Below are 22708 nucleotides of genomic sequence, written 5' to 3'. Positions count from 1 at the left end.
CGTTCAAATATGCTAACAGGAATGTCTTTGACCAGGGGAAGGTTGAAGCCTGCATGAAGAAGATCGGCTTTCTGAGCTTCGGGCATTGGTCGGAGTCGCCGTATTCGAAGGCGCGCAGCGCGTCCGACACCCTGCTGCAGTCCATCGAGCTGGCGGTGGCCGCCGAGGAGCTCGGTGCCGACGGCGCCTACTTCCGGGTGCATCACTTCGCCCAGCAGCTCGCCAGCCCGTTCCCGCTGCTGGCCGCCGTCGGCGCGCGGACCAGCCGGATCGAGATCGGCACGGGCGTCATCGACATGCGCTACGAGAACCCGCTCTACATGGCGGAAGACGCGGGCGCCGCCGACCTGATCGCGGGCGGGCGACTGCAGCTCGGCATCAGCCGCGGATCACCCGAGCAGGTCATCGACGGCTGGCGCTACTTCGGCTACGCCCCGGCCGAGGGCGAGACCGAGGCGGACATGGCCCGCAAGCACGCCGAGGTCTTCCTGAAGGTGCTGGAGGGAGAGGGGTTCGCCGAGCCGAACCCGCGGCCGATGTTCCCCAACCCGCCCGGCCTGCTGCGCCTCGAACCGCACTCCGAGGGGCTGCGGCGGCGCATCTGGTGGGGCTCCAGCTCGAACGCCACCGCGCGCTGGGCCGCCGGGCTCGGCATGCACCTCATGAGCTCCACGCTCAAGGACGACGAGAACGGCAAGCCGTTCCACGTCCAGCAGGCCGAGCAGATCCAGGCCTACCGTGAGGCGTGGAAGGAGGCAGGGCACGAGGGCGAGCCGCGCGTGTCGGTGAGCCGGTCGATCATGCCGATCGTGAACGACACCGACCGCGCGTACTTCGGGCACGAGCGCACCAGCTCCGACCAGGTCGGCTTCATCGACGCCACCACCAGGGCCATCTTCGGGCGCACGTACGCCGCCGAGCCCGACGTGCTGGTCAAGGAGCTGGCCGGCGACGAGGCGATCGCCGCCGCCGACACGCTCCTGCTGACCGTGCCCAGCCAGCTCGGCGTCGACTACAACGCCCACCTGCTGTCCTCCCTGCTGACCCACGTCGCCCCGGCGCTCGGCTGGCGCTGAGGGCGAAGACGAGCCCGGCCCGCGGCGAGTGAGCCCTGCTTTCTGTCGGTCCCGCCGCGCACAATCGCCTTGTGCTGGTGCTGGTGCTGATGCGGGGAGGCGTCATGGCGAGGGGCTCCAAGCGAAGGAAGCGGGGCGCGGGGCGGCGGCAGGGGTCGATCGCGGCGGCCGGCGCGGTGGGCGTCGCGGTCGTGTGGTTCGCCCGGGAGCATCCCGGGTGGGCCGTCGCGATCGGGGGCCTGCTGGCGGTGCTGTTCGTCGGCGGGCTGGTGCTGCGGCACCGGATGATCGAGGCGGAACGGCGGCGCTTCCTGGCCGCCAACGCCGAGCTTGAGCGCGTCGATCGCATGACGGGGCGCGCGTTCGAGCACCTCGTCGCCGAGCGGATGATCGCCGACGGGTTCCGCCAGGTCCGCGAGCGCGGCGGCGCCGGCGACGGCGGGGTCGACATCACCGCCGTCGCCCCCGGACACGGCCGGATCGCCGTCCAGTGCAAGCGGTACGCCAAGACGGTCGGCGCGCCCGACGTGCGCAACTTCCTGGGCGCGCTGGCCAACACCTTCGCCGGCCACAAAGGCGTCCTGGTCACCACCAGCACCCTCACCCGCCAGGCCAGGCAGGAGGCGTTAGGCGCGCGCGAGCCCCTGATCCTCGTCGAACGCGACCACCTGGCCGACTGGCTCCTGGGCAAGGCCCCGTTGCTGCCCGGCACCCGCCCGGCCAAGGGCCTGCAACCGACCGGCGACGAGACCCCTGCGGGGTGAACGGACGCGCGCGAGGGCTGCGGCGTGGCGGGCTGCGGGCCGTCGGTCGTGAGGCGGTCAGCCTGGGGGCGTCAGGCCTGGGGCGGTCAGCCTGGGGGCGGTCGGTCGTTGGACGGTCAGTCGTGGTGGGGCTGTTCGTCGGTCCAGCCCGCCGAGTGGACGACGAGCTGCGCCAAGGGAGTGCCCGGCCCCAGCCCGCGGAACGACCCGTACTTGAGCAGCAGCTCGGTGGAGTCGTCCAGCTGACGGGGGCCGTCACGTGGGGGGCCTGGTCATCGATCGCCTCTCGACGAGGTGGGCTGTGTCAGTGGGTATAGTCGGCAGCCCCCTCGCTTTCACGGACTCCCGTGGGCGGCCTATCCGGCCTCCTGGAGGCGTGCGGCGACGCGTAGGGCCGGTGCATGAGCGCCACGTCGGCAGGGTCGTCGCGCAGGTGGCGGGGCTGCTCGCCGATGCCGCACAGCACCACCTCGGCCTCGGCCGCGCCGGGTTCCGCCGCGTGCGCGTCGAGAAGCCGGCTCAGCACGTCGCTGGAGGTGCCGGCCTTGGCGACCGGCACCAGCCGCTCCCCCGGCCCTGCGGCGGCGCGGCGGGTGCGGCGGTGACGGGGTCGAACGCGGTACGTCCCTCACGCGGCAGCACCTGATGACCGACGGCGGTGAGGGCGACGCCGAGCGGGCGCTCGGCAGGATCGTCGGCATGACGGACGCGTTCGGCGTGCCGCTGGACGTGAGCAGCGACAGCGGCGTCACCGGCCGCCACTTCGCCGGCACGTTCATGGAGGACGCCGGCGCCCTGTCGTGGTGAGCAGGAGCCGCCGCTGAGGGATCGAGTTTCTCCTGCTCGACCGCATAGGATCATGTTCTCGCCATCGGGTGGCTGTGCGTTCACGAGGGGAGGCGGCGTGCGCCGGCATCACGTCGACGTCCCCGCCAGGCCACCGGCAGCCGTCCATGGCCGAGAGCGACCACGTGGTCACGCCGGCCACGCCTCCTCACCCCCCGGAGAACACCATGACGCCGGCCCTCGAGATCAGCGGGCTGACCAAGCGCTTCGGCGACACCCTCGCCGTCGACGCCATCGACCTCACCGTCCCGCCCGGCTCGTTCTTCGGCCTGGTCGGCCAGAACGGCGCGGGGAAGACCACCACCTTGTCCATGGCGGTCGGCCTGCTGCGGCCCGACGCCGGTGGCGCCCGCATCTTCGGCCAGGACGTCTGGTCGGAGCCTGAGCGGGCCAAGGCCCTCGTCGGGGTGCTGCCCGACGGGCTGGCCATGCCCGAGCGGCTGACGGGGCGTGAGGTGCTGACGTACCTCGGCCTGTTACGCGGCCTGGACAAGGACGTGGTGGCGCGGCGAACCGGCGACCTGCTGGACGTGCTGGAGCTGGACGGCGCGGACAAAACGCTGATCATCGAATACTCGACCGGCATGCGCAAGAAGATCGGGCTGGCGACGGCGCTGCTGCACGCGCCGCGGCTGCTGGTGCTCGACGAGCCCTTCGAGGCCGTGGACCCGGTCTCGGCCGCCACGATCAAGACGATCCTGCGCGGCTTCGTGGCGGGCGGCGGCTCGATCGTGCTGTCCAGCCACGTGATGGCGCTGGTCGAGCAGCTGTGCGACCGCGTCGCGGTGATCGACAAGGGCCGGGTGGCGGCGGCCGGCACGCTGCAGGAGGTACGCGGCGCGCGCACGCTGGAGGACACCTTCGTCGAGCTCGTCGGCGACCCGGGCGACGGCGTCAAGGAGTTGTCGTGGCTGTCGAGCTGACCATGGCCCGCATGAAGGTCGCCCTGCTGCGGCACGAGCTGCGCGGCCAGCGGGCCCAGACGGCCGGCACGGGCGCGACGCTCGGCCTGCTGCTCGCGGCGGGCACGGTCTACCTTGCCCTCACCGACCTCGACCTGCTGGCCGCCGCCTACGCGGCCTGGCTGCTCGGCTGGATCCTCGGCCCTGTCTTCATGGGCGGCGGGGACGAGACGTTGCGTCCGGAGTACTTCTCGCTGCTCGGCCTGCCGCCGCGCCGGCTGGCGGGCGGCCTGCTGGTGGCGGCCTTCGTCGGGATCGCGCCGCTGGTCAGCCTGGTCGCCCTGACCGGGCTCGTGGTGGCGGGAGCGCGGCTCGGCGTGGCGAACGCGCTGGTGGCGGTGCCGGCGATGGCGTTGCAGCTGGCGGTGATCGTGCTGCTGTCGAAGGTGATCGTGGCGCTGGTCGGCCTGGCGGTGCGGACGCGTCCTGGCGCGATCGCCTCGGGACTGCTCAACGGCGCGGTCCTGGCGGCGCTCGGCCAGGTCTGGGTGTTCATGGTGCTCTTCGACGAGACCGGCGTGCCCGCCGCGGTGTGGTACATGCCCTCCGGGTGGGGGCTGCTGGCCGTCCAGGGCCGGTGGTGGGCGCTCGTGGCGCTGGCCGTGCTGGTGGTGCTGCTGCTGGGCGCGTGGGCCGCGCTGCTCGGTGAGCGGGCCGGCGCCGTGCGGCGGTCGGGGCGGGCCAGGCGGCCGATGACGGCAGGCGGCGCGACCGGCGCCGTCGTCGCCAAGGAGCTGCGTACGTGGTCGCGCGACCTGGTGCGCAACCACCAGCTGACCTTCGCCCTGTCCTACGGCGTCTGCTTCGCCGCCAGCCCGCTGCTGCTCGGCTGGTACGACCTGCTGCCGTACGCGGGGCCGATCTTCGTCGTGATGGCGGCGGCCATGACCGCCAACGTCTACGGCACCGACGGCACCGCGCTGTGGCTGACGTTGATGATGCCCGGTGTCAGCGACGTGCGGGGCCGTCAGCTGGCCTGGCTGGCGGCGCACGCGCCGGTGGCGATCGTGCTGACCGTGGCGTTCACCGCCGTGGCCGGCGGGCCGTGGCCGCTCGTGCTGGCGCTGCTGCCCGCGCTGCTCGGCGGCGCGGCGGGACTGGTGCCGCTGGTGTCGGTGCACCTGCTGGTGCCCGGCACCGATCCGCACCGCCGCGCGGGCAACCCGCTGCGCATCAGCGAGGACGACGGCGGGCTGACCGGGCTGGCCTACCTGATGCTCGTGCTGGTCCTGCTCGCCGGGCTGCCGGCCGGGCTGGTGGCCTACTGGTACGGGTGGGCCGGCCTGGCCGTCGGTGTCGTGACCGGGGTGCTGTGCTGGTGGGGGTTCGGCCGGCTGGCGGAGCGGCGGCTGCGCTCGCGCGGCACCGAGCTGCTCGACGTCATGCGGACCGGCCGCCGGGCGCGGACGAGCATGACGTCCCGCTTCGAGGGGCTGTCCATGACCCGCAGGACGATCGCGGGGTGGTGCTTCGGCCTCGGCGCCGTCCCGCTGGTGCCCCAGGGCATCGTCGCCGCCTCCTTCGTGGCCGGCGGCACGGTGCGCCACAGCTGGTTCCTGGCGACGTACATGGAGCCTGGGCTGCGCTACCCCGTGGCGGGCGGCTTCATCCTGCTCGGGCTGGCCATGTACGGCGCGGGCTACTGGGCCGTCAGGCCCGCCGTGACCCGGCGGGACCCGCGCTGACTCACGGCCGTTCCGGCTCCGCGGTGGCGAGGGCGAACGTCGCCACCGCGCCCGCGATGAGACACCCGACGCCGAGCCCGAGCAGCAGGCCGGGCTCGGCGAGGAGGGCCAGGACCAGGCCCGCGACCAGGGTGACGACGGCGAACCCGCCGAGCCGGCGGCGGCCCGCGCGGCGCTCGGCGGCGAACCCGGTACGGCGCTCGGCCTCTCCCGGGGCGCCGTGGTCGAGGTCGCCGCGCAGGAACAGCCGGAACAGCAGGATCAGCGAGGGCAGCAGCACGACCGCGCCCGCCGCGACCGCGACGACGATCGCCCGCAGCGTCGGCGTCCCCGCGGCGGCCTGGTCGAGCGTGAGGCCGGGCAGGAAGCGGGGCCGCTGCGCCAGCGCCCACCCGGCGATGACGGCCGCCACCGCGAGCGCGGCCGACGCGCGGGCCGGCTCGAAGCGTTCGCGCCACACCAGCAGCAGAGTCGCGATGCCGGCCAGACCGGAAAGAGCGACCATGACGGCGCCCCACCCGGTGGTCAGCCCGGTGAACAGCGCGGGCGCGTCGAAGCGGGCCACGATGAGGCCGGCCAGCGCCAGCGCGCCTGCGCAGCCGCCCGCCGCGAGCGCGCGGACGCGGAAGTCGTGCTCCAGGCGGGGCGAGCCGGCCCTGCGCGCGTCGGCGGCGAGGTAGACGGCGGCCAGGTAGCCGCCGGCGGCGACGGCGAGCGCGCCGATGAGCAGCGAGGTGGGGTTCAGCCAGCTGGTGACCAGGTCGCCCGCGGCGTTGCCCACCGGGACGCGTCCCGTGGCGATCGCGCCCGCGACCGTGCCCAGCGCGAACGGGGTCAGGATCGAGGAGAGCGCGAACAGGTACTCGATCGGCCGCTCGCCGGGCGCGCCTTCGAGCCGGCCGCGCAGCGCGTACGCGGCGCCGCGCAGGATGATGCCGACCGCGGCGGCGAACAGCGGCACCGCCAGCGTCGAGGTGATCGACCCGAACGCCACCGGGTACGCCGTCCAGCACACCACCAGCACGAAGATCAGCCAGACGTGGTTGGCCTCCCACACCGGCCCCATCGCGTGCCTGGCGTGGTGCCGCATCGCCCGGTGCCCCGTCTCGCCCCGGCCGGCCAGCAGCGTCCAGAGGCCGGCGCCGAAGTCCGCGCCGGCGAGCACGGTGTAGGCGGCCAGACCGGCCAGGATGAAGATCATCGGCAGCTCAGTCACGGTGGTCCGCCTCGATCGGGACGCGGCTGAAGCGGTGCAGCAGCCACGCGACGCCGCCGGCCAGCCCCAGGTAGACCACGATGAGGGTGCCGTAGCCGAGCGGGATGCCGGGCGCGCCGGTGACGGCCTGACTCGTGCGCATGACGCCGTACACGATCCAGGGCTGGCGGCCGACCTCGGTGGTGACCCAGCCGCAGATGAGCGCGACCACCGCCAGCGGGCCCGCGGCCACGACCGCGCGGTGGAACCAGCGGGAGCGGGGCAATCGGCCGTGCCGCAGCCTGGTGTAGAGGTGGATGACGCTGAGCAGGCTGAGTAGCAGGCCGATGCCGACCATGGCCTGGAAGGCCAGCCGGACGACGTTGACCGGCGGCTGGTCGGCCACCGGCACGGCGTTCAGGCCGGTCACGGTGGCGTCGGGGTCGTGGAAGGCCAGCAGCGACAGCAGGCGCGGGATGGCGACGCCGTACCTGACCTCCTCGCCGTCGTACCAGCCGAGCAGGTGCTCGGGGGCGCCGCTGGTGGTGCGGCCGAGCCCTTCCAGCGCGGCCAGCTTGACGGGCTGGTGCTGGGCGACCTCGCGGGCGGCCCAGTCGCCGACGATCACCTGCACGGGCGCGGCGACCGCCGCCGCCGACAGCGCGATCGTCAGCGCGGTACGCCGGTAGCGGTCGCGGCGGCCGCGCAGGAAGCCCCACGCGTACGGGACGGCGACCAGGAAACCGGCGACGACGAACGCGGCGACGTACATGTGGACGAACTCGTGCCAGAAGAACCCGTTGCCGAACAGCGCCTCCCACGGCCTGGCATCGACCACCCGGCCGTCGCGCAGGGTGAAGCCGGCCGGGTGGTTCATCCAGCCGTTGACGGAGATGACGAACAGCGAGCCTGCGACGCCCGCGAGCGCCACGGGGATGCCGGACAGGAAGTGCGGCAGCGGGCGCAGCCGGTCCCAGCCGTACACGTAGATCGCGATGAAGATCGCCTCGGTGAAGAACGAGAAGCCCTCCAGCGTGAACCCCAGCCCGAACACCTCGCCGAAGCCCGCCATCCAGGCGGGCCACAGCAGGCCCAGCTCGAAGCTGAGGATCGTCCCGGTGACCACGCCGATCGCGAACAGCGCCAGCATCACCTTGGCCCACCGCCGGGCCAGCGTGCGATACAGCGGGTCGCCGCTACGCAGGTGGCGCCACTCGCAGAACAGCACCATGGCGGGGAAGGCGATGCCGAAGCACACCAGCGGGATGTGCACGGCGAGCGACAGCGCCTGCATCTGCCGCGCCTGGAACAGGTACTCCTGGTCGATCGCGCCCAGCACTGTGATCGTGCCGCTCATGTCGTCTCTTCACCCCTGTCCGGACCCCGGAGATCGACACTATAAGCAGCCTTTCGTCACCGTCCGTGAGACTCGCCGGTCGGAGTGGCGGGTCCAGGTCGGCCGGATGGGTGGCCCCGGCGGTCGGAGACGCCTGCCCGGCCTTTGGCCGGTCCGCCACTACCATTCCGCCATGTCTTTCGATCTTGCTCTTCATCTCACCACGGTGATGATGTACGTCATCCTCGTGGCTCTTCCGCTGATGATCGCGACGCTGGCCGTTCCTGCCGCGCTGTTCTCCGCTCCGCGTCACCGCCACGAGCGGATCCGCCGCAGGGCCGTCACCCTGGGGCTGATCGTCTCGTCGGCGGGCGTCGCCGCCATGGGGCTCGGCGCGTGGCTGGCGCGTGAGGATTCCCGCTACGGAATCATGGAGTTCGCCGGGATGCTGGTGATGACCCTCCTCGGTGCGGGCCTGCTCGTCGCCGGTCTCGGCCTGCTGCCTTCGCGGCTCCTGGAGCTCCTCGGCCCGCCCGCCGAACGGCTGCCGGTCCCCTTACGCCTGGCCGTCCGCGACCTGGCCCAGCGCCGAGCGGTGGCGGCGGTGGCCATCACGCTGACCATGATGGCCACCGCCGCCGGCATCGGGGTGACGGTGGTCGTGGCCGGCCAGACGACGCAGAGCAGAGCCGAGTACGTCCCCCTGGGCAAGCCGGGCACCTTGCTGGTCCGGTCGAATCCTCCGGTGCTGGGACCCTTCTCGGATGCCGACACGGCCACCGTCCGAGCGGCGATGGAGCGGGCACTGCCGGGCGTGCCGATCATCCAGAGCGAGGTCATCGCGGACATCGACTGGTACTTCAACGCCGAAGCGAAGAACGTAGAGATTCCTGAGGACGCCTTCTTCCCGACCCTGGCCATCGGTGACGAGAAGCTCCTGCGCTACCTCACAGGCGACCCGTCGACGCCCTACGACGAGGGCACGCCGGTGGTGATCACGTCAGCCGACGTGCCGGTCGGCTCGGTGGACATCGGCTACAAGCTCGACCAGAACGACGAGAGCACGCAGACCAAGACCGTCCCCGCGCTCCTCGTGCGGGCCACGGAACCGGGCGTGGAGACGATCTTCGTCCCCTCGGAACTCGTCCGCGACCTCGGCTACTCCCTGGCCACGAGCGAGCTGTTCGTCGACCCCGCCGTCCACCGGGCCACGCCCGGCGAGCAGCGGCGTCTCGACGACGCACTCGACGACGAGCTGGCCGAGATCCACGTCGAGCGCGGCTTCCAGGCGCCCATGGGCTGGGCGCCCTTCGCCGCCGCGTCGCTCGTCGCCGCGATCGCGTGCGCGCTGGCGGCGGGCTTCGGCGCGGCGGCCGACGTCCGCCAGGCCCGCGTCATGCGGCGGACCGGCATCGCGTTCCGGTGGTTCGGCGCCGCCCGCGCGGGAGTGACCGCCGTGTGCGGCACGGTGCTCGGCGCGGTCGCCGGTTGTACCGCCGGGATGTCGCTGCTGTGGCCGTTGACGGCGAGCACCTCGTGGGAGGACCCGCCGCGGGTCCCGTTCGAGACGCCCTGGCTCACGATCGCGGCGATCGTGATCGGCCTCCCCCTCATCGCCGCGGCTCTCGGTGCGCTCTTGGCCCGCCAGCGACCCTGACCGGCTCAGGCGGCGCGGCGGCACAAGGACGGCTGCTGGAGGGCGGGCGGCTGGTAGGCCTGGTCGAGCCTGCCGACGTCGGTGCCCGGCGGGACGATCTCGTCGATGCGGTCGAGCACGTCGGCGCTGAGCCGTACGTCCAGGCCGGCGAGCAGGTCGTCGAGGTGGGCCATGGTGCGCGCGCCGACCATCGCGGCGCTCACCCCGGGGTGTGCGGTCACGAACGCCAGCGCCAGGTGGTGGAGCGGCAGGCCGACCTCGCCGGCCAGCTCGGCGAACCGCTCGGCCGCCTCGATGCGGCGCTCGTCGTTGAGGTGCTTGAAGATGCCGGCGCGGCGCAGCTCGTTGGGCCGGCCGCGGCGGACGCGGCCGGTCAGCAGGCCCTGCCCGAGCGGCCCCCACACCAGGACGCCCAGGTGGTGGCGCTGCGCGACGGGCAGCACCTCGCGTTCGGCGGCGCGGTTGAGCAGCGAGTACGGCGGCTGCTCGGTGTGGAAGCGGGCCAGGCCGCGCCGCTCGGCCACCCACTGGGCCTCGACCAGGTCGGAGGCGGGCATGTTGGAGGTGCCGATCGCGCGGATCTTGCCCTCGCGGATGAGGTCGGTGAGCGCCGACAGCGTCTCCTCGATGGGGGTGCAGGGGTCGGGGACGTGCAGCTGATAGAGGTCGATGTGGTCGGTGCCGAGGCGGCGCAGGGAGTTCTCGACGGCGGTGCGGATCCAGCGGCGGGAGGCCCCTTGCCGGTTGGGGTCCTCGCCCATGGGGCGGCCGTACTTGGTCGCGAGCACGACGTCATCGCGCCGCCCCTTGAGCGCTCCGCCGACGACCTCCTCGGAGTCGCCGTAGGCGTCGGCGGTGTCGATGAGGTTGATGCCGGCGTCGAGCGCCTTGTGGATGACGCGGGCGGACTCGGCCGGATCCGGGTTGCCGACGGAGGTGGCGAACATCAGGGCACCGAGCCCGTACGAGCTGACCTTGATGCCGGTACGGCCGAGCGTGCGGTACTGCATGACGAACCTTTTCTTCCGGTGGATGAACCGGGATCCACTTTGGGGCGGGTCGGGCGGCGGCGGAAGAGACGTCCTTATCCGGGGACGTGCCGTCCCTGGCTACGCCACCACGGCATCGGGCATGGTGGAGGGGTGGACAGAGCGGAGCTGGCCGACTTCCTGCGCCATCGCCGTACCCGGCTGATGCCCGCCGACGTGGGCCTGTCGCGAGGCGCGCGGCGCCGCACGCCGGGGCTGCGCCGCGAGGAGGTGGCGCAGCTGGCCGGCATGTCCACCGACCACTACACGCGTCTGGAGCAGGCCAGGGGGTCGCGGCCGTCGCGCCAGATGCTCGCCGCCGTGGCCCGCGCGCTGCGGCTGTCGCGAGACGAGCGTGACCACCTGTTCTTCCTGGCCGGCGAGGAGCCGCCACGCGACCGTCCGGCCACCGAGCATGTGCGTCCAGGCCTGCTGCTCATCCTCGACCGGCTGGTGGACACGCCGGCGCAGGTGGTCAACGATCTGGGCGACGTGCTGGCGCAGAACGCGATGGGCAAGGCGCTGCACGGCGACGTGTCCGCCCTGCCGGAGGCTGAGCGCAACCTCATCTGGCGCTTCTTCGCCGTGCCCGCCGCGCGTGAGCTGTTCCCGCCCGAGGAGCGGGAGCGGGCGGCGCGGACGGCGGTGGCGGATCTGCGCGCCACCTGCGCCCGCCGCCCTGGCAACGCGCGGGCGGCCGAGCTGGCGCGCCGGTTGTGCGCCCGCAGCACGGAGTTCGCCGCGCTGTGGGGCGATCATGAGGTAGCGGTGCGCCGCAGCGACACCAAGCTCTTCGCCCACCCGGTGGTCGGCCTGTTGGAGCTGGACTGCGAGGTGATGCTGAGCCCCGAGCACGACCAGCGGCTGATCGTGCACACCGCCCGTCCGGGCACCGAGGCACACGAGCGGCTGCAGCTGCTGCGCGTGGTCGGCTTGCAGGATCTGACCCGCCCCTGACCGCTCAGAGGTCGAACGGAGCCGGCCCGGAGGCGTCTGGACGTCTCGTGCGCGAACGGGGGCAAGGGTGGGTGCGAAAGTGCGGGTGAGCCGCTCGTCCGGCCGGTAGGCGGGCCTGCCGGGGTCGCCGGCGGCGGCCAACGACGTCCACGCCGACCTGACCACGCCGCCGGATCCTCACCTGGCGCGAACCGTTCATGCCGCTCGCCCGACTGTGCTGGGTGACGGAAGGACGAGATGACCGAGACCGAGGAGCCGCGCCTGCCGGCGCGGGACGTGACGGACCGGCCGGCGCGGTCGCGCGCCGCCCGGGCACGGGCGGTGGCGGCGCTGCCGGCCTGGTACGGCGGCCGGCTGGAGACGCGGAGGGTGGCGCTGTTCGCCACGGACCGGCTGATCGCCGCCTGGCCGGCCCTGGCACTACTGCGCCGCCTGCACGAGCTGACCGAACGGGAGGAGCGGTGAACGCGCTGGAGACGCACGACCTGGGCAGACGTCATGGGCGGCGGTGGGCGCTGCGGGAGGCGAGCGTCACGGTGCCGGAGGGGGCCAGGGCGGCGCTGGTCGGACCCAACGGAGCGGGCAAGTCGACACTGCTGAACCTGGTGTCGGGCCTGCTGGAGCCCACCACCGGCCGGATCGAGATCTTCGGCGGGCCGCTGGAGCCGGCGGCGGTCGCGTTCGTGGCGCAGGACAAGCCGCTCTACCGCCGCTGGAGCGTCGCCGACCTGCTGCGCTTCGGCGCCGCCACCAACCCCCGCTGGGACGGCGCCGCCGCTCGGTCGCTGCTGGCCGGGCACGGCATCGGCTCGCGCGAGCGCGTGGACCGGCTGTCCGGCGGCCGGCGCACGCTGGTCGCGCTGGCGCTGGCCGTCGGCAAGCGGGCCGGGCTGGTGGTGCTGGACGAGCCGCTGGCCGAGCTGGACCCGCTGACCCGCATGGAGGTGATGAGCGTGGTCCGCGACCTGCCCGCCACCGTGCTGCTGTCCTCGCACATCCTGGCCGACCTGGCCGAGGTGTGCGATCACCTGATCCTGCTGGGCGCCGGCCGCGTGCGTTTGTGCGGCGGCTTCGGCGACCTGCTGCGCGACCACCCCGCGACCGGCCTGGAGAACCTCGTGCTGCACTACCTGCGCAATCCCGAGGAGGTCCGGTGAGCGGGCTGCTGTGGGTGGCCTGGCGCGGGCAGCGGGCCCAGGCCGCCGCCATCGCGGCGCTGCTCGTGCTGTACGGCGCCGGCGTGGCGGCCGAGCGGCTGGAACCGGGCCTGGCCGGGCTCACCTTCCAGCTGTCGGGCTTCCTGGCCGGTGCGATCTGCCTGATCTGGGGTGCGCCGCTGGTCGCCCGCGAGTTCGAGGCCGGCACCCACAAGCTGGCCTGGACGCAGAGCGTGTCGCGGGGGCGCTGGCTGCTGGCCGTCGTCGCGGTGGCGGCGGCCGGGGCCGTGGCGGCGAACGCCGTCCTGGCCGGGATGCTGGGCTGGTTCCTGCCGGAGGTGGGGGGTGAGGTCATGGCGTGGCCGTACTACGAGAGTCACGGGCCGGTCCCGTTCGGCAGGTCGCTGCTGGCGCTGGCGCTCGGTGTCGCACTCGGTGCGGCCACCCGGCACACCCGGATCGCGATGCCGCTGTCGGTGCTGCTGGTGGGGGCCGGGCAGCTGGTGGCGCGGGCCTTGCGTGCGCGGTCGGAGCTGCCGTTCTGGCCGTTGCAGTGGGCCGAGACCGCGGTGCACCTGGTGCTTGCCATGGCGCTGGTCGGGGTGGCGTACGTGGTGATCCGGGCTCGTGCCCGGTTCTAGCCCCGGCCGTATGCTCCCGCGTTCAGGTCCTCGATGAGGGTCGGGCCGGTGGGGTGCCAGCCGAGGAGGTCCTGGGTGATGGCGCTGGACGCGGTGAAGTGGCCGGAGAAGAAGGCGGCGATCCAGCCGAAGTGGCCGGGGACGTCGTCCGGGTCGATGGAGGAGACCGGCAGGCCGAAGACGCGGCCGATGGCTTCGGCGATCTCGCGGGTGGTGACGCCCTGCTCGGCGATGGCGTGGACGCGGCTGCCCGCGGGCGCCTTGTCGAGTGCGAGCGTGACCAGGCGGGCGGCGTCGGAGACGTGGACGGCGGACCAGCGGTTGGCGCCGTCGCCCGGGTAGCCGGAGACGCCCTTGTCGCGCGCGACGCCGGCGATGACGGAGATGAAGCCGTGGTCGCCGGTGCCGTGGACGGTGGGGGCGAAGCGCAGGCTCACCGCGCGGACGCCGCGTTCGGCGTACCCCAAGGCGAGGTTCTCGGTGCCGCCGCGCGGCGAGTCGGGGCCGTGGAAGGGCGAGGGGACGTCCTCGGTGAGCACCCCGTCGGTGAAGCCGGCGATGCCGGAGGCGAGCAGGAACGGCCGGTCGCTGCCTTCGAGGGTGTCGCAGAGGGTCTGGACGGCGGCGCGCTCGGCGGCGTTGGTGCCGGCCAGGTCGCTCCAGTCGTGCTTGTTGGCCAGGTGGATGACGGCCTCGGCCGCCTCGGCGCCGGCGCGCAGGCCGTCGAGGTCGTCGAGGTCGCCGCGGTGGACGTGGGCGCCCTTGGCCTCCAGCGCGGCGGCGGAGGCGTCGGACCTGGCCAGGCCGGTGACCTTGTGCCCGGTGGCGAGCAGGTCGTCGACGACGGCCGAGCCGATCCAGCCGGTGGCTCCGGTGACGAAAACGTGCATGGGTGTACTCCTCGCAAAGTCATGTCAGCGACTGACGTCAGTGACTGACATAGCTTAACCCTCATGTCGGTCGCTGTCATCACTAGACTCGGGCGCATGGTGCGTTGGGAACCGGGAACCCCCGAACGACTGCAGCGTGCGGCGCTCGAGCTGTTCGCCACCCGCGGCTACGAGGAGACGACGGCCGCGGAGATCGCGCAGGCGGTCGGGCTGACCGAGCGCACGTTCTTCCGCCACTTCAAGGACAAGCGCGAGGCCCTCTTCCACGGCCAGGACCTGCTGGAGAAGGCGTTCCTCGAGGGCGTGGCGGCCGCGCCCGAGCAGGCGTCGCCGCTGGAGATGGTGAGCGCCGCCCTGCGTGCGGTGTCGTCGTCGTTCCCCGACGAGCGCCGCTCCCTGTCGCGCACCCGCCAGGACGTCATCGACCGCAACCCCGCCCTGCAGGAGCGCGAGCGGCACAAGCTGGCGTCGCTGGCCGCCACGATCGCCGAGGCGCTGCGCGCGCGTGGCGTCGGCGAGCCGGCCGCCACGCTCGCCGCGCAGTCGGGCATCACGGTGTTCGGGGTCGCGTTCCTGCGCTGGATCGACGAGGAGCGCCCGCTCGACGCCATCATGCAGGACGTCCTCGGCGAGCTGCGCACCGTCCTGCGCTGACACCCGCACGCCCGGCCGTCCGGTCATCGAGTTGCCGTGCCGGGTGGAACTGCTCCTATCCTGTACGGCGTGATCGATCGGGGGCAGCCGGTGCCGGCGCATGTACGCATCACGCGGGCGAATGCGCGCTTCCAGCAGTGGCAGGCCCTGCTGGGCAACCGGAACAAGCGGCAGCGGGCCAGGGAGTTCGTCGTCCAGGGCGTACGGCCGATCAGCCTGGCGGTCGAGTTCGGCTGGCCGGTGCGGGCGCTGCTGTTCGACGCCGAGCGGCCGCTGTCGGGCTGGGCCAGGGAGATGCTGGAGGCGGCCGGGGCCGAGCGGGTGGCCACCGCCCCCGAGCTGCTGCGGCAGCTGGGCGAGAAGGACGAGGACGTTCCCGAGCTGATCGCGGTCGCCGAACTGCCCGACGACGACCTGTCGCGCATCAAGGTCGGGCCCGCCTTCCTGGGCGCGGTGTTCGACCGGCCCAACAACCCCGGCAACATCGGCACGATGGCCCGGTCGCTGGACGCGTTCGGCGGCACCGGGCTGATCGTCACCGGGCACGCCGCCGACCCCTACGATCCCCGCTCGGTGCGGGCCTCCACCGGGTCGCTGCTGGCGCTGCCGGTCGTGCGCTGCTCCTCGCACCGCGAGGTGCTCGCCTGGGTGGACGACCTGCGCGCCCGGGGGCTGCCGCTCACGGTGGTGGGCACCGACGAGAAGGGCGAGCGCGACCTCGCCGACCTCGACCTGACCGGCCCGACCCTGCTGGTCATCGGCAACGAGACCAGCGGGCTGAGCGCGGGGTGGCGGCAGGCGTGCGACATCATGGCGCGCATCCCGATGGCCGGCGCCGCCAGCTCGCTCAACGCCGCCAGCGCCGCCACCGTCACCCTGTACGAGGCCGCCCGCCAGCGGCGCACCGGCGGGACCGGCCCCGCATGACCTCCCGCCGGCGCCGCGGCGAGGTCGAGCGGTCCCGCTCGTGCCGTGGCGGGGAGAGCCGGTCGTCCCTATGAGTTACCGGTATGCGACCGTTGCGCGCGACTACCAGGATCTGGCCAGCGGGTCGGTGCTGCATTCCGCGCCGGGGTTTCCCGCGTTCCCGGTCCGGCTGGCGAGCGAGATCTTTCAGCGGGCGCTGGACCTGCGCGGCGGCAGGCATCCGGCCACGCTGTGGGACCCGTGCTGCGGCAGCGGTTACCTGCTGACCGTGACGGCGCTGCTGCACCGGCCGGTCATCGCCTCGGTGCTGGCCTCCGACCTCGACCCTCGGGCGGTCGATCTGGCCGGGCGCAACCTCGCCCTGCTGAGCGGGTCCGGGCTGGCCTCTCGTGCCGCCGACCTGCGCGAGCGCTCCGCCCGGTTCGGCAAGCCGGCGTACGGTGACGCGGCCCAGGCCGCCGACCGGCTCGCCGCCGGTCTCGAGACCGGCGGCGGCGACGTCCCGTACGCGGCCCGCCAGGCGGACGTGTTCGACGCCGGCCGGCTCAGGCAGGCGCTCGGCTCCTGCGCACCCGACATCGCGATCACCGACGTCCCCTACGGCGAGCAGACCCACTGGGGCGGCCCTGGCGCGGCGGCGGGCGTCCCCGGCATGGTGGAGGCACTGACCGCTGTGCTGCCGCGGGGCGGTGTGCTCGCGGTGACGGTACGGGGCCGCAAGGTGCCCGTGGACGGTGGCCGCCGCCCGGACACCGCGTTCAAGATCGGCACCCGCGCAGTCGCGCTGTTCCGCGCCTGAGAACGCGCCTGAGACCACGCCTGAGAACGCGGCCCGTCCGCTCAGTCGTGGGCGATGTGCAGGAGCTGCCGCCACAGCAGCACCACGAACGCCGCCGACCCGGCGAAGGCGAACCAGAACGGCGCCGCCACCCCCAGGTGAGTGGCCAGGGTGCCGCCGATGAGCGAGCCGACGACCAGGCCGAAGTAGACGCAGATGGTGTTGACACTGCCCACCCGGCCCTGCAGCCCCTGGGGGACGGCGCGCTGGCGGACGGTGACCGACGTGGTGCCCCAGATGAAGGCGTGCGCGCCGAAGACGAGGAAGATGCCGCCGGCGACCCACGGCGAGTGGGTCAGGGCCAGGCCGAGGTGGGTGAGGGTCTCGATGACGAGCCCGATCCGCATCAGCGCGCCGAGGCTCACCCTGCGGGTGATGGCGCCGTACAGGCTGGTGCCGATGAGGCCGCCGATCCCGCTGATGGTGGTCATCAGGCCGAAGCCGATGGGGCCCAGGCCAAGCTGCTCCTGGGTGTAGAGGACGAGCACGGACCAGGCGGCGCCGAAGGTGAAGTTGAAGATCAGGATGGTGAGCGCGAGGGTGCGGACGGCGGCGTGCCTGATCGTCCACCGGAAGGCGTCGAGGAGCTCGCGCACGACGCCACCCCCGGACCGGGCATCGGCGCCTGCCAGAGGGCCGGCCGCGGTATCGGCTTCAGCGTCGACCGCAGGGTCGGCCGCGGGACCTGGCTCAGAGTCGAGGGTGCGGGCGCGGTGGCCGTGGGGTGGCAGCGTGACCCGCGAGACCAGCACCATCCCGGCCAGCACCAGCAGCAGCTGCCCGGCGAACGGCCAGGTCAGGCCGAGCCCGATCAGCGCCGCGCCGACGGGCGGCCCGGCGAGCTGGTTGAGCGTGATGAACCCGGTGCCCAGGCGGGCGTTGGCGACGGTCAGGTCGTCGCGGGCGACCAGCATGGGCGTCAGCGTGGAGGTGGCGTTGTCGGCGAACACCTCGGCGACCGACCGCAGCGACAGCGCGATGAGCGCCGTCGTCACGGTGAGGGTGCCGGTCAGCAGCAACACGACGAGCACGGCCAGCACCACCGCGCGGGCGGCGTTGGCGGCGAGGACGATCGTGCGCCGGTCGTACCGGTCGGACAGCACGCCCGCGTACAGGCCGAACAGCAGCGGCGGCGCCCAGCTGACCAGGGCCGACAGGGAGATGAGCAGCGGGTCACGGGTGAGCGTGGCGATCAGCAGCGGCCCGGCCGCGGCGGCGAGCCCGTCGCCGAGATTCGTCAGCCAGCTCGAGGCCAGCAACCATCGAAAACCTGTGCCGAGGCGTGCGGGCAGCACGCGTTCCATCACTGTGACCACGAGCGCACAACCCTACGATCCGGCCCTGAGCGGGGGCAACGCATTTTCCGGGGGGGCCGGGCTCAGGAAAGGACGAGGGTTTCTTGCACCCGGCGCGACCGCGCGAGATAGGCCATGCCCACGATGCCGGGCAGCGAATCGATGACGACGCCGATCGGTGACTTCATGCCGAGGAAATACCAGATGAGCAGGAAGACGACCGTGGAAATGGCCCAGACGGCGTTGTTGACGACGGCGGACTTGCGTTTGTTGAGGATGAGCCGCATCACCACGACGCTGTATGCGGCGAGGAAGACGTTGCTGACGACGTAGAAGATGATGGAGCCCCACGGCGCGGGCTCGCTGAGGCCGCCGAGCGCGGGGTTGGCGTTGACGATGACGGCGGCCAGCGCCAGCCCGAGCCCGTGCACGATGAGGATGCCGTGGGCGACGACGTAGGCGGCCAGCAGGCCGCCGACCCGCCGTGGCGCGGGCCCGGCCGGCGCCGCGGGCTCGGCTTCGTACGGGCGCGGCATCGTCCTTGCGTCCCCCTTCGGGCCCCGGGGCGAAAGGCGGCCACGGGTCGGCGTCTTTCGGCAGCCTGTCAGAGTTCGCGGCGCCGCACAATCCCGTGCCGACATTGCCGGAAGTCGTTTCCGGATCGTTTCACGGCCCGTATTGCCTGGCCGGGCGCCGCCGGGGATGATGTCGCCGTCAAGGCGCCGCCGGCGGCTCACGGCACGTCCTAAATCAACGCTTGTGTTGAACCGTTAATCTTGCGATTCTTCTCCCATCCGGCGCATTCAACAAACCATTCCTCTCCACCCCCTGGACGCGTCCTCGCAGGAGCCTGCGGGGCCGCGCACGCACACGACCCACGGGCATGCGCTGACGAGGAGGTCGCGATATGACATGGACCAGCAGGTACCGGACCGCCGCGCGGGCGATCGCGGTGATCGGCGCGGCGGCGCTCGTCTCCGCCTGCGCCGGGAACGGCGGCGCGGGAGGCACGGGCGGCACGGCGAGCGGCGGCGGCGGTGCCTACCCCGACCGCACGATCACGTTCGTGGTGCCGTTCAGCGCGGGCGGGCCGACCGACACCGTCACCCGCATGATCGCCGAACCGATGGGCGCCAAGCTCGGCGGCAAGATCGTCGTGCAGAACGTGGAGGGCGCCGGCGGCACGGTCGGCGCGGGCGAGGTGGCGCGCGCCGAGCCCGACGGCTACACCGTGCTCATGCACCACATCGGCATGTCCACCGCGCCCGCCCTCTACCAGGATCTCGGCTACCAGCCGCTGGAGAGCTTCGAGATGGTCGGGCTGGTCACCGAGGTGCCGATGACGGTGGTGGCGCGCAAGGACTTCGAGCCCGCCACGCTGCAGGACCTGGTGACGTACGTGAAGGCCAACGCGAGCAAGGTGACGCTGGCCAACGCCGGCATCGGCGCCGCCTCCCACCTGTGCGGGCTGCTGTTCCAGACGGCCGCGGGCGTCAAGCTGCAGGAGGTCCCGTACGAGGGCACCGGCCCGGCGCTGACGGACCTGGTCGGCGGGCAGGTCGACTTCATGTGCGACCAGACCACCAACACCAGCGGCCAGATCTCCGCCAAAGAGGTGAAGGTGTACGCCGTCACCACCCCCGAGCGGGTCGGCAGCCTGCCGGACGTGCCCACCACGGCCGAGGCCGGGCTGCCGCAGCTCGAGGTCAGCGTCTGGCACGGCCTCTACGCCCCGAAGGGCACCCCGCCCGACGTGGTGAGCAAGCTGTCGGAGGCGTTGAAGACGGCGCTGGCCGACCAGAAGGTCATCGACCAGATGGCCAAGCTCGGCACCGCGCCCGTCCCCGCCGAGGACGCCACCCCTGAGGCGCACAGGACGAAGTTGCAGGAGCAGCTCGGCACCTGGGCCAAGGTCATCGCCGACGCGGGCGTCAAGGCCGGCTGAGCATGCGGGCACGACGCTCCTGGCCGGACGTCCTGGCCGGCGCGATCTTCGTCGTCATCGGCGCCGTGTTCGCGGCGGGCGCGCTCGGCTACGAGCTGGGCAGCCCGCTGCGGATGGGGCCCGGCGCCTTCCCGCTGCTGGTCGGCGTCATCGTGGCCGGTCTCGGCCTGGCGATCGTGGTCAAGGGCCTGATCGCGGGCGAGGTGATCGCCTTCGGCGGCGTGCCGTGGCGGGCCATCGCCGCGATCACGATCGCGCTGGTGTTCTTCGGCTTCACCGTACGCGGGCTCGGCTTCGTGCCCACGGCGGCGGTGACCGCGCTGCTGACCGCGCTGGCCGGCCGCGTACGGCTGCTGACGGCCGTCGCGGTGGCGGCCGGTCTGACGGTGGCCGCCACCCTCATCTTCGTCGTCGGACTGCAGCTGCGGATCCCGCTCGTGGGCCCGTGGCTGGGCGCCTGACGCGCAACCGGATCTTGGGGTATGGACCTTCTCGACAATCTCGCGCTGGGCTTCTCCACGGCCCTCCTCATCCAGAACGTCCTCTACTGCTTCGTCGGCGTGCTGCTCGGCACCGCCGTCGGCGTGCTGCCCGGCATCGGGCCGACGGCGACGGTGGCGATGCTGCTGCCGATCACGTTCACGTTCGAGCCGGTCACCGCGCTGATCATGCTGGCCGGCATCTACTACGGCGCCCAGTACGGCGGCTCGACCACCGCCATCCTCATCAACCTGCCGGGCGAGTCGTCGGCGGCGGTCACCGCGCTCGACGGCCACGAGATGGCCCGGCAGGGCCGCGCGGGCCCGGCGCTGGCCACGGCCGCGATCGGGTCGTTCATCGCCGGCACGGTCGCCACCGTCGTGCTGGCCGTCGCCGCGCCGCCGCTGGCCAGGGTGGCGCTGCAGTTCGGGCCCGCGGAGTACTTCTCGCTGGTGCTGCTCGGCCTCATCGTCTCGATCGCGCTGGCCCGCGGCACGGCGCTCAAGGCGCTGGCGATGATCGCGCTCGGCGTCCTGCTGGGCACGGTCGGCCAGGACCTCTACACCGGCACCCCCCGGTTCGTGCTCGGCCAGCGCGAGCTGTACGGGGGGATCGACTTCGTCTCGGTGGCCGTCGGCATGTTCGGCGTGGCCGAGATCCTGCGCAACCTGGAGAGCGGGCAGGCCCGTACCGCGATCGTGTCGCGGGTGCGGCACCTGTGGCCGACCCGGGAGGACTGGCGGCGCATCGCCGGCCCGATCCTGCGCGGCACCGGCCTGGGGTCGGCGCTGGGCGTGCTGCCGGGCGGCGGGCACGTGCTGGCCTCGTTCACCTCGTATGCGGTGGAGAAGCGGATCTCGCGGCGGCGGGAGGAGTTCGGGCACGGCGCCATCGAGGGCGTGGCGGGGCCGGAGTCGGCCAACAACGCCGCCGCGCAGACCTCGTTCATCCCGCTGCTGACGCTGGGGCTGCCCGCCCATCCGGTGATGGCGCTGATGGTGGGGGCGTTCATCGTGCACGGCATCACGCCGGGCCCGAACGTCATCGTCGAGGAGCCGGCGCTGTTCTGGGGGCTGATCGCCTCGATGTGGATCGGCAACGTGCTGCTGGTGCTGCTGAACCTGCCGCTGATCGGCATGTGGGTGCGGATGTTGCGGATCCCGTACCAGGTGCTGTTCCCGATGATCGTGCTGTTCGCGGCGATCGGGACGTACTCGCTGGGCTTCAACGCCTTCGACGTGTACGCGATCGTGCTGTTCGGCCTGCTCGGCTACGTCCTCATCAAGTGCGGCTGCGAGCCGGCGCCGCTGCTGCTCGGCTTCGTGCTCGGCCCGTTGCTGGAGGAGAACCTGCGCCGCGCGCTGATCATCTCGCGCGGCGACGCGTCGGTGTTCGTGACCCGCCCGATCTCGGCGACCCTGCTGGCCCTGACGGTGCTGGCGCTGGTGGTGGCGGTGCTGCCGGCGATCCGCCGCCGCCGCGAGGTGGTCTTCACCGACGACGACTGACCCCGGCCGAGCGTACGCGATGATGGTCCTCACCCTCATCACCCGTACCGCGAGGAGCAGTAGTGCGCATCGGCATCATCGGCGTCGGCGAGATCGCCCGGGCCATCGTCACCGGCCTGCTGGAGGGGGACGGCCCGCCGCCCGAGGTGCTGCTGTCGCCGCGCGGCGCGGCCACGGCCGCCGACCTGGCCGCCCGCCACGGCACCGTGCGCGTGTGCGGCGGCAACCAGGAGGTGGCCGACGGCTGCGACGTGCTGATCGTCGCCGTGCGCCCCCAGGACCGGCAGGCCCTGGCCGGTCTGGCCGTCGCCGCCGGCACGGTCGTCGTCAGCCTGATGGCCGGCGTCTCCCTCGCCGAGCTGCGCCGCCTGCTCGCCACCGATGCGCCGCTGGTGCGCGCCATCCCGCTGCCCGCCGTGCGCGAGCGCCGCTCGGTCACCGTCACCTGCCCGCCGCACCCGGTGGCCGACGCGCTGTTCGACCGGCTGGGCGGGGCGCTGCCGGTGGACGACGAGGACGCCTTCAACGTCTTCTCCGCGCTGACGTCCACGCTCACCACCCACTACGCCTACCTGGCCACGCTCAGCTCCTGGGCGTCCGGCCACGGCATCGCGCCCGATCAGGCGGAGCGCTACGTACGGGGCCTGTTCGCCGACCTCGGCCGCTCCCTGTCCGACGAGACCCGCTCGCTCGAGCGGCTGGCCGCCGATCACGAGACACCGGGCGGCACGAATGAGCGCATCCGCACGACGTGGTTCTCCCCCGCCAACGCCACCGCCCTCCGCGAGGCACTCGACGCCCTCCTGACCGACCTCACCTGACGCCCGGGCCGATTCGAAAGAGCTATTGCGAAACGGTTCTTTCGAA

Annotated in this window: 24 protein-coding genes; 17 read left to right on the top strand and 7 right to left on the bottom strand. The window is 72.9% G+C overall.

Translation table 11 applies throughout. The features are described from left to right. Positions 1 to 53 precede the first annotated feature (53 nt). Positions 54 to 1076 carry an LLM class flavin-dependent oxidoreductase gene (locus tag AB0K28_RS26095; protein ID WP_345406124.1) on the top strand — a complete coding sequence of 341 codons (1023 nt, stop codon included), beginning with the start codon at positions 54 to 56 and terminating at the stop codon, positions 1074 to 1076. Between the two features lie 71 nt (positions 1077 to 1147). Next, a complete protein-coding gene (locus AB0K28_RS26090) occupies positions 1148 to 1840 on the top strand; it encodes a restriction endonuclease (RefSeq protein WP_364374852.1) in 693 nt (230 codons plus the stop codon). Between the two features lie 304 nt (positions 1841 to 2144). On the opposite strand, the gene AB0K28_RS26085 is transcribed toward AB0K28_RS26090, so the two are convergent. Beyond that, the gene (locus tag AB0K28_RS26085; protein WP_345406115.1) at positions 2145 to 2399 is read right to left on the bottom strand and encodes a hypothetical protein; all 255 of its coding nucleotides are present in this window, start codon (positions 2397 to 2399) and stop codon (positions 2145 to 2147) included. A gap of 86 nt (positions 2400 to 2485) precedes the next feature. On the opposite strand from AB0K28_RS26085, the gene AB0K28_RS26080 reads away from it, so the two are divergent. The 3 genes from AB0K28_RS26080 to AB0K28_RS26070 all read left to right on the top strand — a co-directional run bounded on the left by AB0K28_RS26080 (position 2486) and on the right by AB0K28_RS26070 (position 5333). Then, positions 2486 to 2647 (top strand): hypothetical protein, encoded by a 162-nt coding sequence (locus AB0K28_RS26080; RefSeq protein ID WP_345406113.1) that lies wholly within the window; start codon positions 2486 to 2488, stop codon positions 2645 to 2647. A gap of 206 nt (positions 2648 to 2853) precedes the next feature. Further along, positions 2854 to 3609, top strand: a complete 756-nt coding sequence (locus tag AB0K28_RS26075; RefSeq protein ID WP_364374847.1) for an ABC transporter ATP-binding protein — start codon at positions 2854 to 2856, stop codon at positions 3607 to 3609. Further along, positions 3594 to 5333 (top strand): hypothetical protein, encoded by a 1740-nt coding sequence (locus AB0K28_RS26070; protein ID WP_364374844.1) that lies wholly within the window; start codon positions 3594 to 3596, stop codon positions 5331 to 5333. The genes AB0K28_RS26075 and AB0K28_RS26070 overlap by 16 nt, the downstream gene beginning before the upstream one ends. Position 5334: 1 nt before the next feature. Here the strand turns inward: AB0K28_RS26070 and AB0K28_RS26065 are convergent, their stop codons facing one another. Continuing rightward, on the bottom strand, positions 5335 to 6549 hold the full coding sequence (locus tag AB0K28_RS26065; protein ID WP_364374841.1) for a cytochrome d ubiquinol oxidase subunit II: 1215 nt from the start codon (positions 6547 to 6549) through the stop codon (positions 5335 to 5337). Next, the gene (locus AB0K28_RS26060) at positions 6542 to 7885 is read right to left on the bottom strand and encodes a cytochrome ubiquinol oxidase subunit I (RefSeq protein ID WP_345406100.1); all 1344 of its coding nucleotides are present in this window, start codon (positions 7883 to 7885) and stop codon (positions 6542 to 6544) included. Before AB0K28_RS26060 ends, AB0K28_RS26065 begins: the two co-directional genes overlap by 8 nt. A 172-nt stretch (positions 7886 to 8057) precedes the next feature. Between AB0K28_RS26060 and AB0K28_RS26055 the strand changes: the two genes are divergently transcribed. Further along, complete coding sequence (locus tag AB0K28_RS26055) at positions 8058 to 9521, top strand: hypothetical protein (RefSeq protein ID WP_364374838.1); 1464 nt, start codon at positions 8058 to 8060, stop codon at positions 9519 to 9521. Positions 9522 to 9526: 5 nt separating this feature from the next. Here the strand turns inward: AB0K28_RS26055 and AB0K28_RS26050 are convergent, their stop codons facing one another. Then, positions 9527 to 10531: an aldo/keto reductase gene (locus AB0K28_RS26050; RefSeq protein ID WP_364374835.1), complete on the bottom strand. Its 1005-nt coding sequence runs from the start codon at positions 10529 to 10531 to the stop codon at positions 9527 to 9529. A 132-nt stretch (positions 10532 to 10663) separates the two neighbouring features. On the opposite strand from AB0K28_RS26050, the gene AB0K28_RS26045 reads away from it, so the two are divergent. The 4 genes from AB0K28_RS26045 (at position 10664) to AB0K28_RS26030 (ending at position 13304) form a co-directional block, all read left to right on the top strand. Then, entirely contained in the window at positions 10664 to 11506 is an 843-nt protein-coding gene (locus AB0K28_RS26045; protein ID WP_364374832.1) for a helix-turn-helix transcriptional regulator, read from the top strand. 237 nt (positions 11507 to 11743) lie between these two features. Continuing rightward, positions 11744 to 11971: a hypothetical protein gene (locus AB0K28_RS26040; RefSeq protein WP_364374829.1), complete on the top strand. Its 228-nt coding sequence runs from the start codon at positions 11744 to 11746 to the stop codon at positions 11969 to 11971. Then, complete coding sequence (locus tag AB0K28_RS26035; RefSeq protein WP_364374826.1) at positions 11968 to 12663, top strand: ABC transporter ATP-binding protein; 696 nt, start codon at positions 11968 to 11970, stop codon at positions 12661 to 12663. Before AB0K28_RS26040 ends, AB0K28_RS26035 begins: the two co-directional genes overlap by 4 nt. Further along, positions 12660 to 13304 (top strand): hypothetical protein, encoded by a 645-nt coding sequence (locus AB0K28_RS26030; RefSeq protein ID WP_364374823.1) that lies wholly within the window; start codon positions 12660 to 12662, stop codon positions 13302 to 13304. The genes AB0K28_RS26035 and AB0K28_RS26030 overlap by 4 nt, the downstream gene beginning before the upstream one ends. Here the strand turns inward: AB0K28_RS26030 and AB0K28_RS26025 are convergent. Next, positions 13301 to 14194, bottom strand: coding sequence for an SDR family oxidoreductase (locus AB0K28_RS26025; RefSeq protein WP_364374820.1), 894 nt, complete (start codon positions 14192 to 14194; stop codon positions 13301 to 13303). The genes AB0K28_RS26030 and AB0K28_RS26025 overlap by 4 nt on opposite strands. Positions 14195 to 14290: 96 nt before the next feature. Here AB0K28_RS26025 and AB0K28_RS26020 point away from each other — a divergent pair, with 96 nt between their 5' ends. The 3 genes from AB0K28_RS26020 to AB0K28_RS26010 all read left to right on the top strand — a co-directional run bounded on the left by AB0K28_RS26020 (position 14291) and on the right by AB0K28_RS26010 (position 16574). Beyond that, the gene (locus tag AB0K28_RS26020; protein ID WP_345406085.1) at positions 14291 to 14848 is read left to right on the top strand and encodes a helix-turn-helix domain-containing protein; all 558 of its coding nucleotides are present in this window, start codon (positions 14291 to 14293) and stop codon (positions 14846 to 14848) included. 69 nt (positions 14849 to 14917) lie between these two features. Next, complete coding sequence (locus tag AB0K28_RS26015; RefSeq protein WP_364374817.1) at positions 14918 to 15775, top strand: TrmH family RNA methyltransferase; 858 nt, start codon at positions 14918 to 14920, stop codon at positions 15773 to 15775. Positions 15776 to 15845: 70 nt separating this feature from the next. Further along, the gene (locus tag AB0K28_RS26010; protein WP_364374814.1) at positions 15846 to 16574 is read left to right on the top strand and encodes an rRNA methyltransferase; all 729 of its coding nucleotides are present in this window, start codon (positions 15846 to 15848) and stop codon (positions 16572 to 16574) included. A 41-nt stretch (positions 16575 to 16615) separates the two neighbouring features. Here the strand turns inward: AB0K28_RS26010 and AB0K28_RS26005 are convergent, their stop codons facing one another. Together AB0K28_RS26005 and AB0K28_RS26000 are read right to left on the bottom strand one after the other, a co-directional pair. Then, positions 16616 to 17929, bottom strand: coding sequence for an MFS transporter (locus tag AB0K28_RS26005; RefSeq protein ID WP_364374811.1), 1314 nt, complete (start codon positions 17927 to 17929; stop codon positions 16616 to 16618). A 62-nt stretch (positions 17930 to 17991) separates the two neighbouring features. Continuing rightward, entirely contained in the window at positions 17992 to 18444 is a 453-nt protein-coding gene (locus AB0K28_RS26000; protein ID WP_345406076.1) for a hypothetical protein, read from the bottom strand. A gap of 371 nt (positions 18445 to 18815) precedes the next feature. On the opposite strand from AB0K28_RS26000, the gene AB0K28_RS25995 reads away from it, so the two are divergent. From AB0K28_RS25995 to AB0K28_RS25980, 4 genes are all read left to right on the top strand, one after another. Further along, a complete protein-coding gene (locus tag AB0K28_RS25995; protein WP_345406073.1) occupies positions 18816 to 19853 on the top strand; it encodes a tripartite tricarboxylate transporter substrate-binding protein in 1038 nt (345 codons plus the stop codon). Between the two features lie 2 nt (positions 19854 to 19855). Then, a complete protein-coding gene (locus AB0K28_RS25990; protein WP_345406070.1) occupies positions 19856 to 20314 on the top strand; it encodes a tripartite tricarboxylate transporter TctB family protein in 459 nt (152 codons plus the stop codon). Between the two features lie 21 nt (positions 20315 to 20335). Next, positions 20336 to 21841: a tripartite tricarboxylate transporter permease gene (locus AB0K28_RS25985; RefSeq protein WP_364374806.1), complete on the top strand. Its 1506-nt coding sequence runs from the start codon at positions 20336 to 20338 to the stop codon at positions 21839 to 21841. A gap of 62 nt (positions 21842 to 21903) precedes the next feature. Then, positions 21904 to 22662: an NAD(P)-binding domain-containing protein gene (locus AB0K28_RS25980; protein ID WP_364374803.1), complete on the top strand. Its 759-nt coding sequence runs from the start codon at positions 21904 to 21906 to the stop codon at positions 22660 to 22662. Positions 22663 to 22708: the final 46 nt, after the last annotated feature.

Source organism: Nonomuraea sp. NPDC049504 (genome assembly GCF_040676845.1).
Taxonomy (GTDB): domain Bacteria; phylum Actinomycetota; class Actinomycetes; order Streptosporangiales; family Streptosporangiaceae; genus Nonomuraea; species Nonomuraea salmonea.
This window is presented reverse-complemented; position numbering and strand designations above follow the sequence as displayed.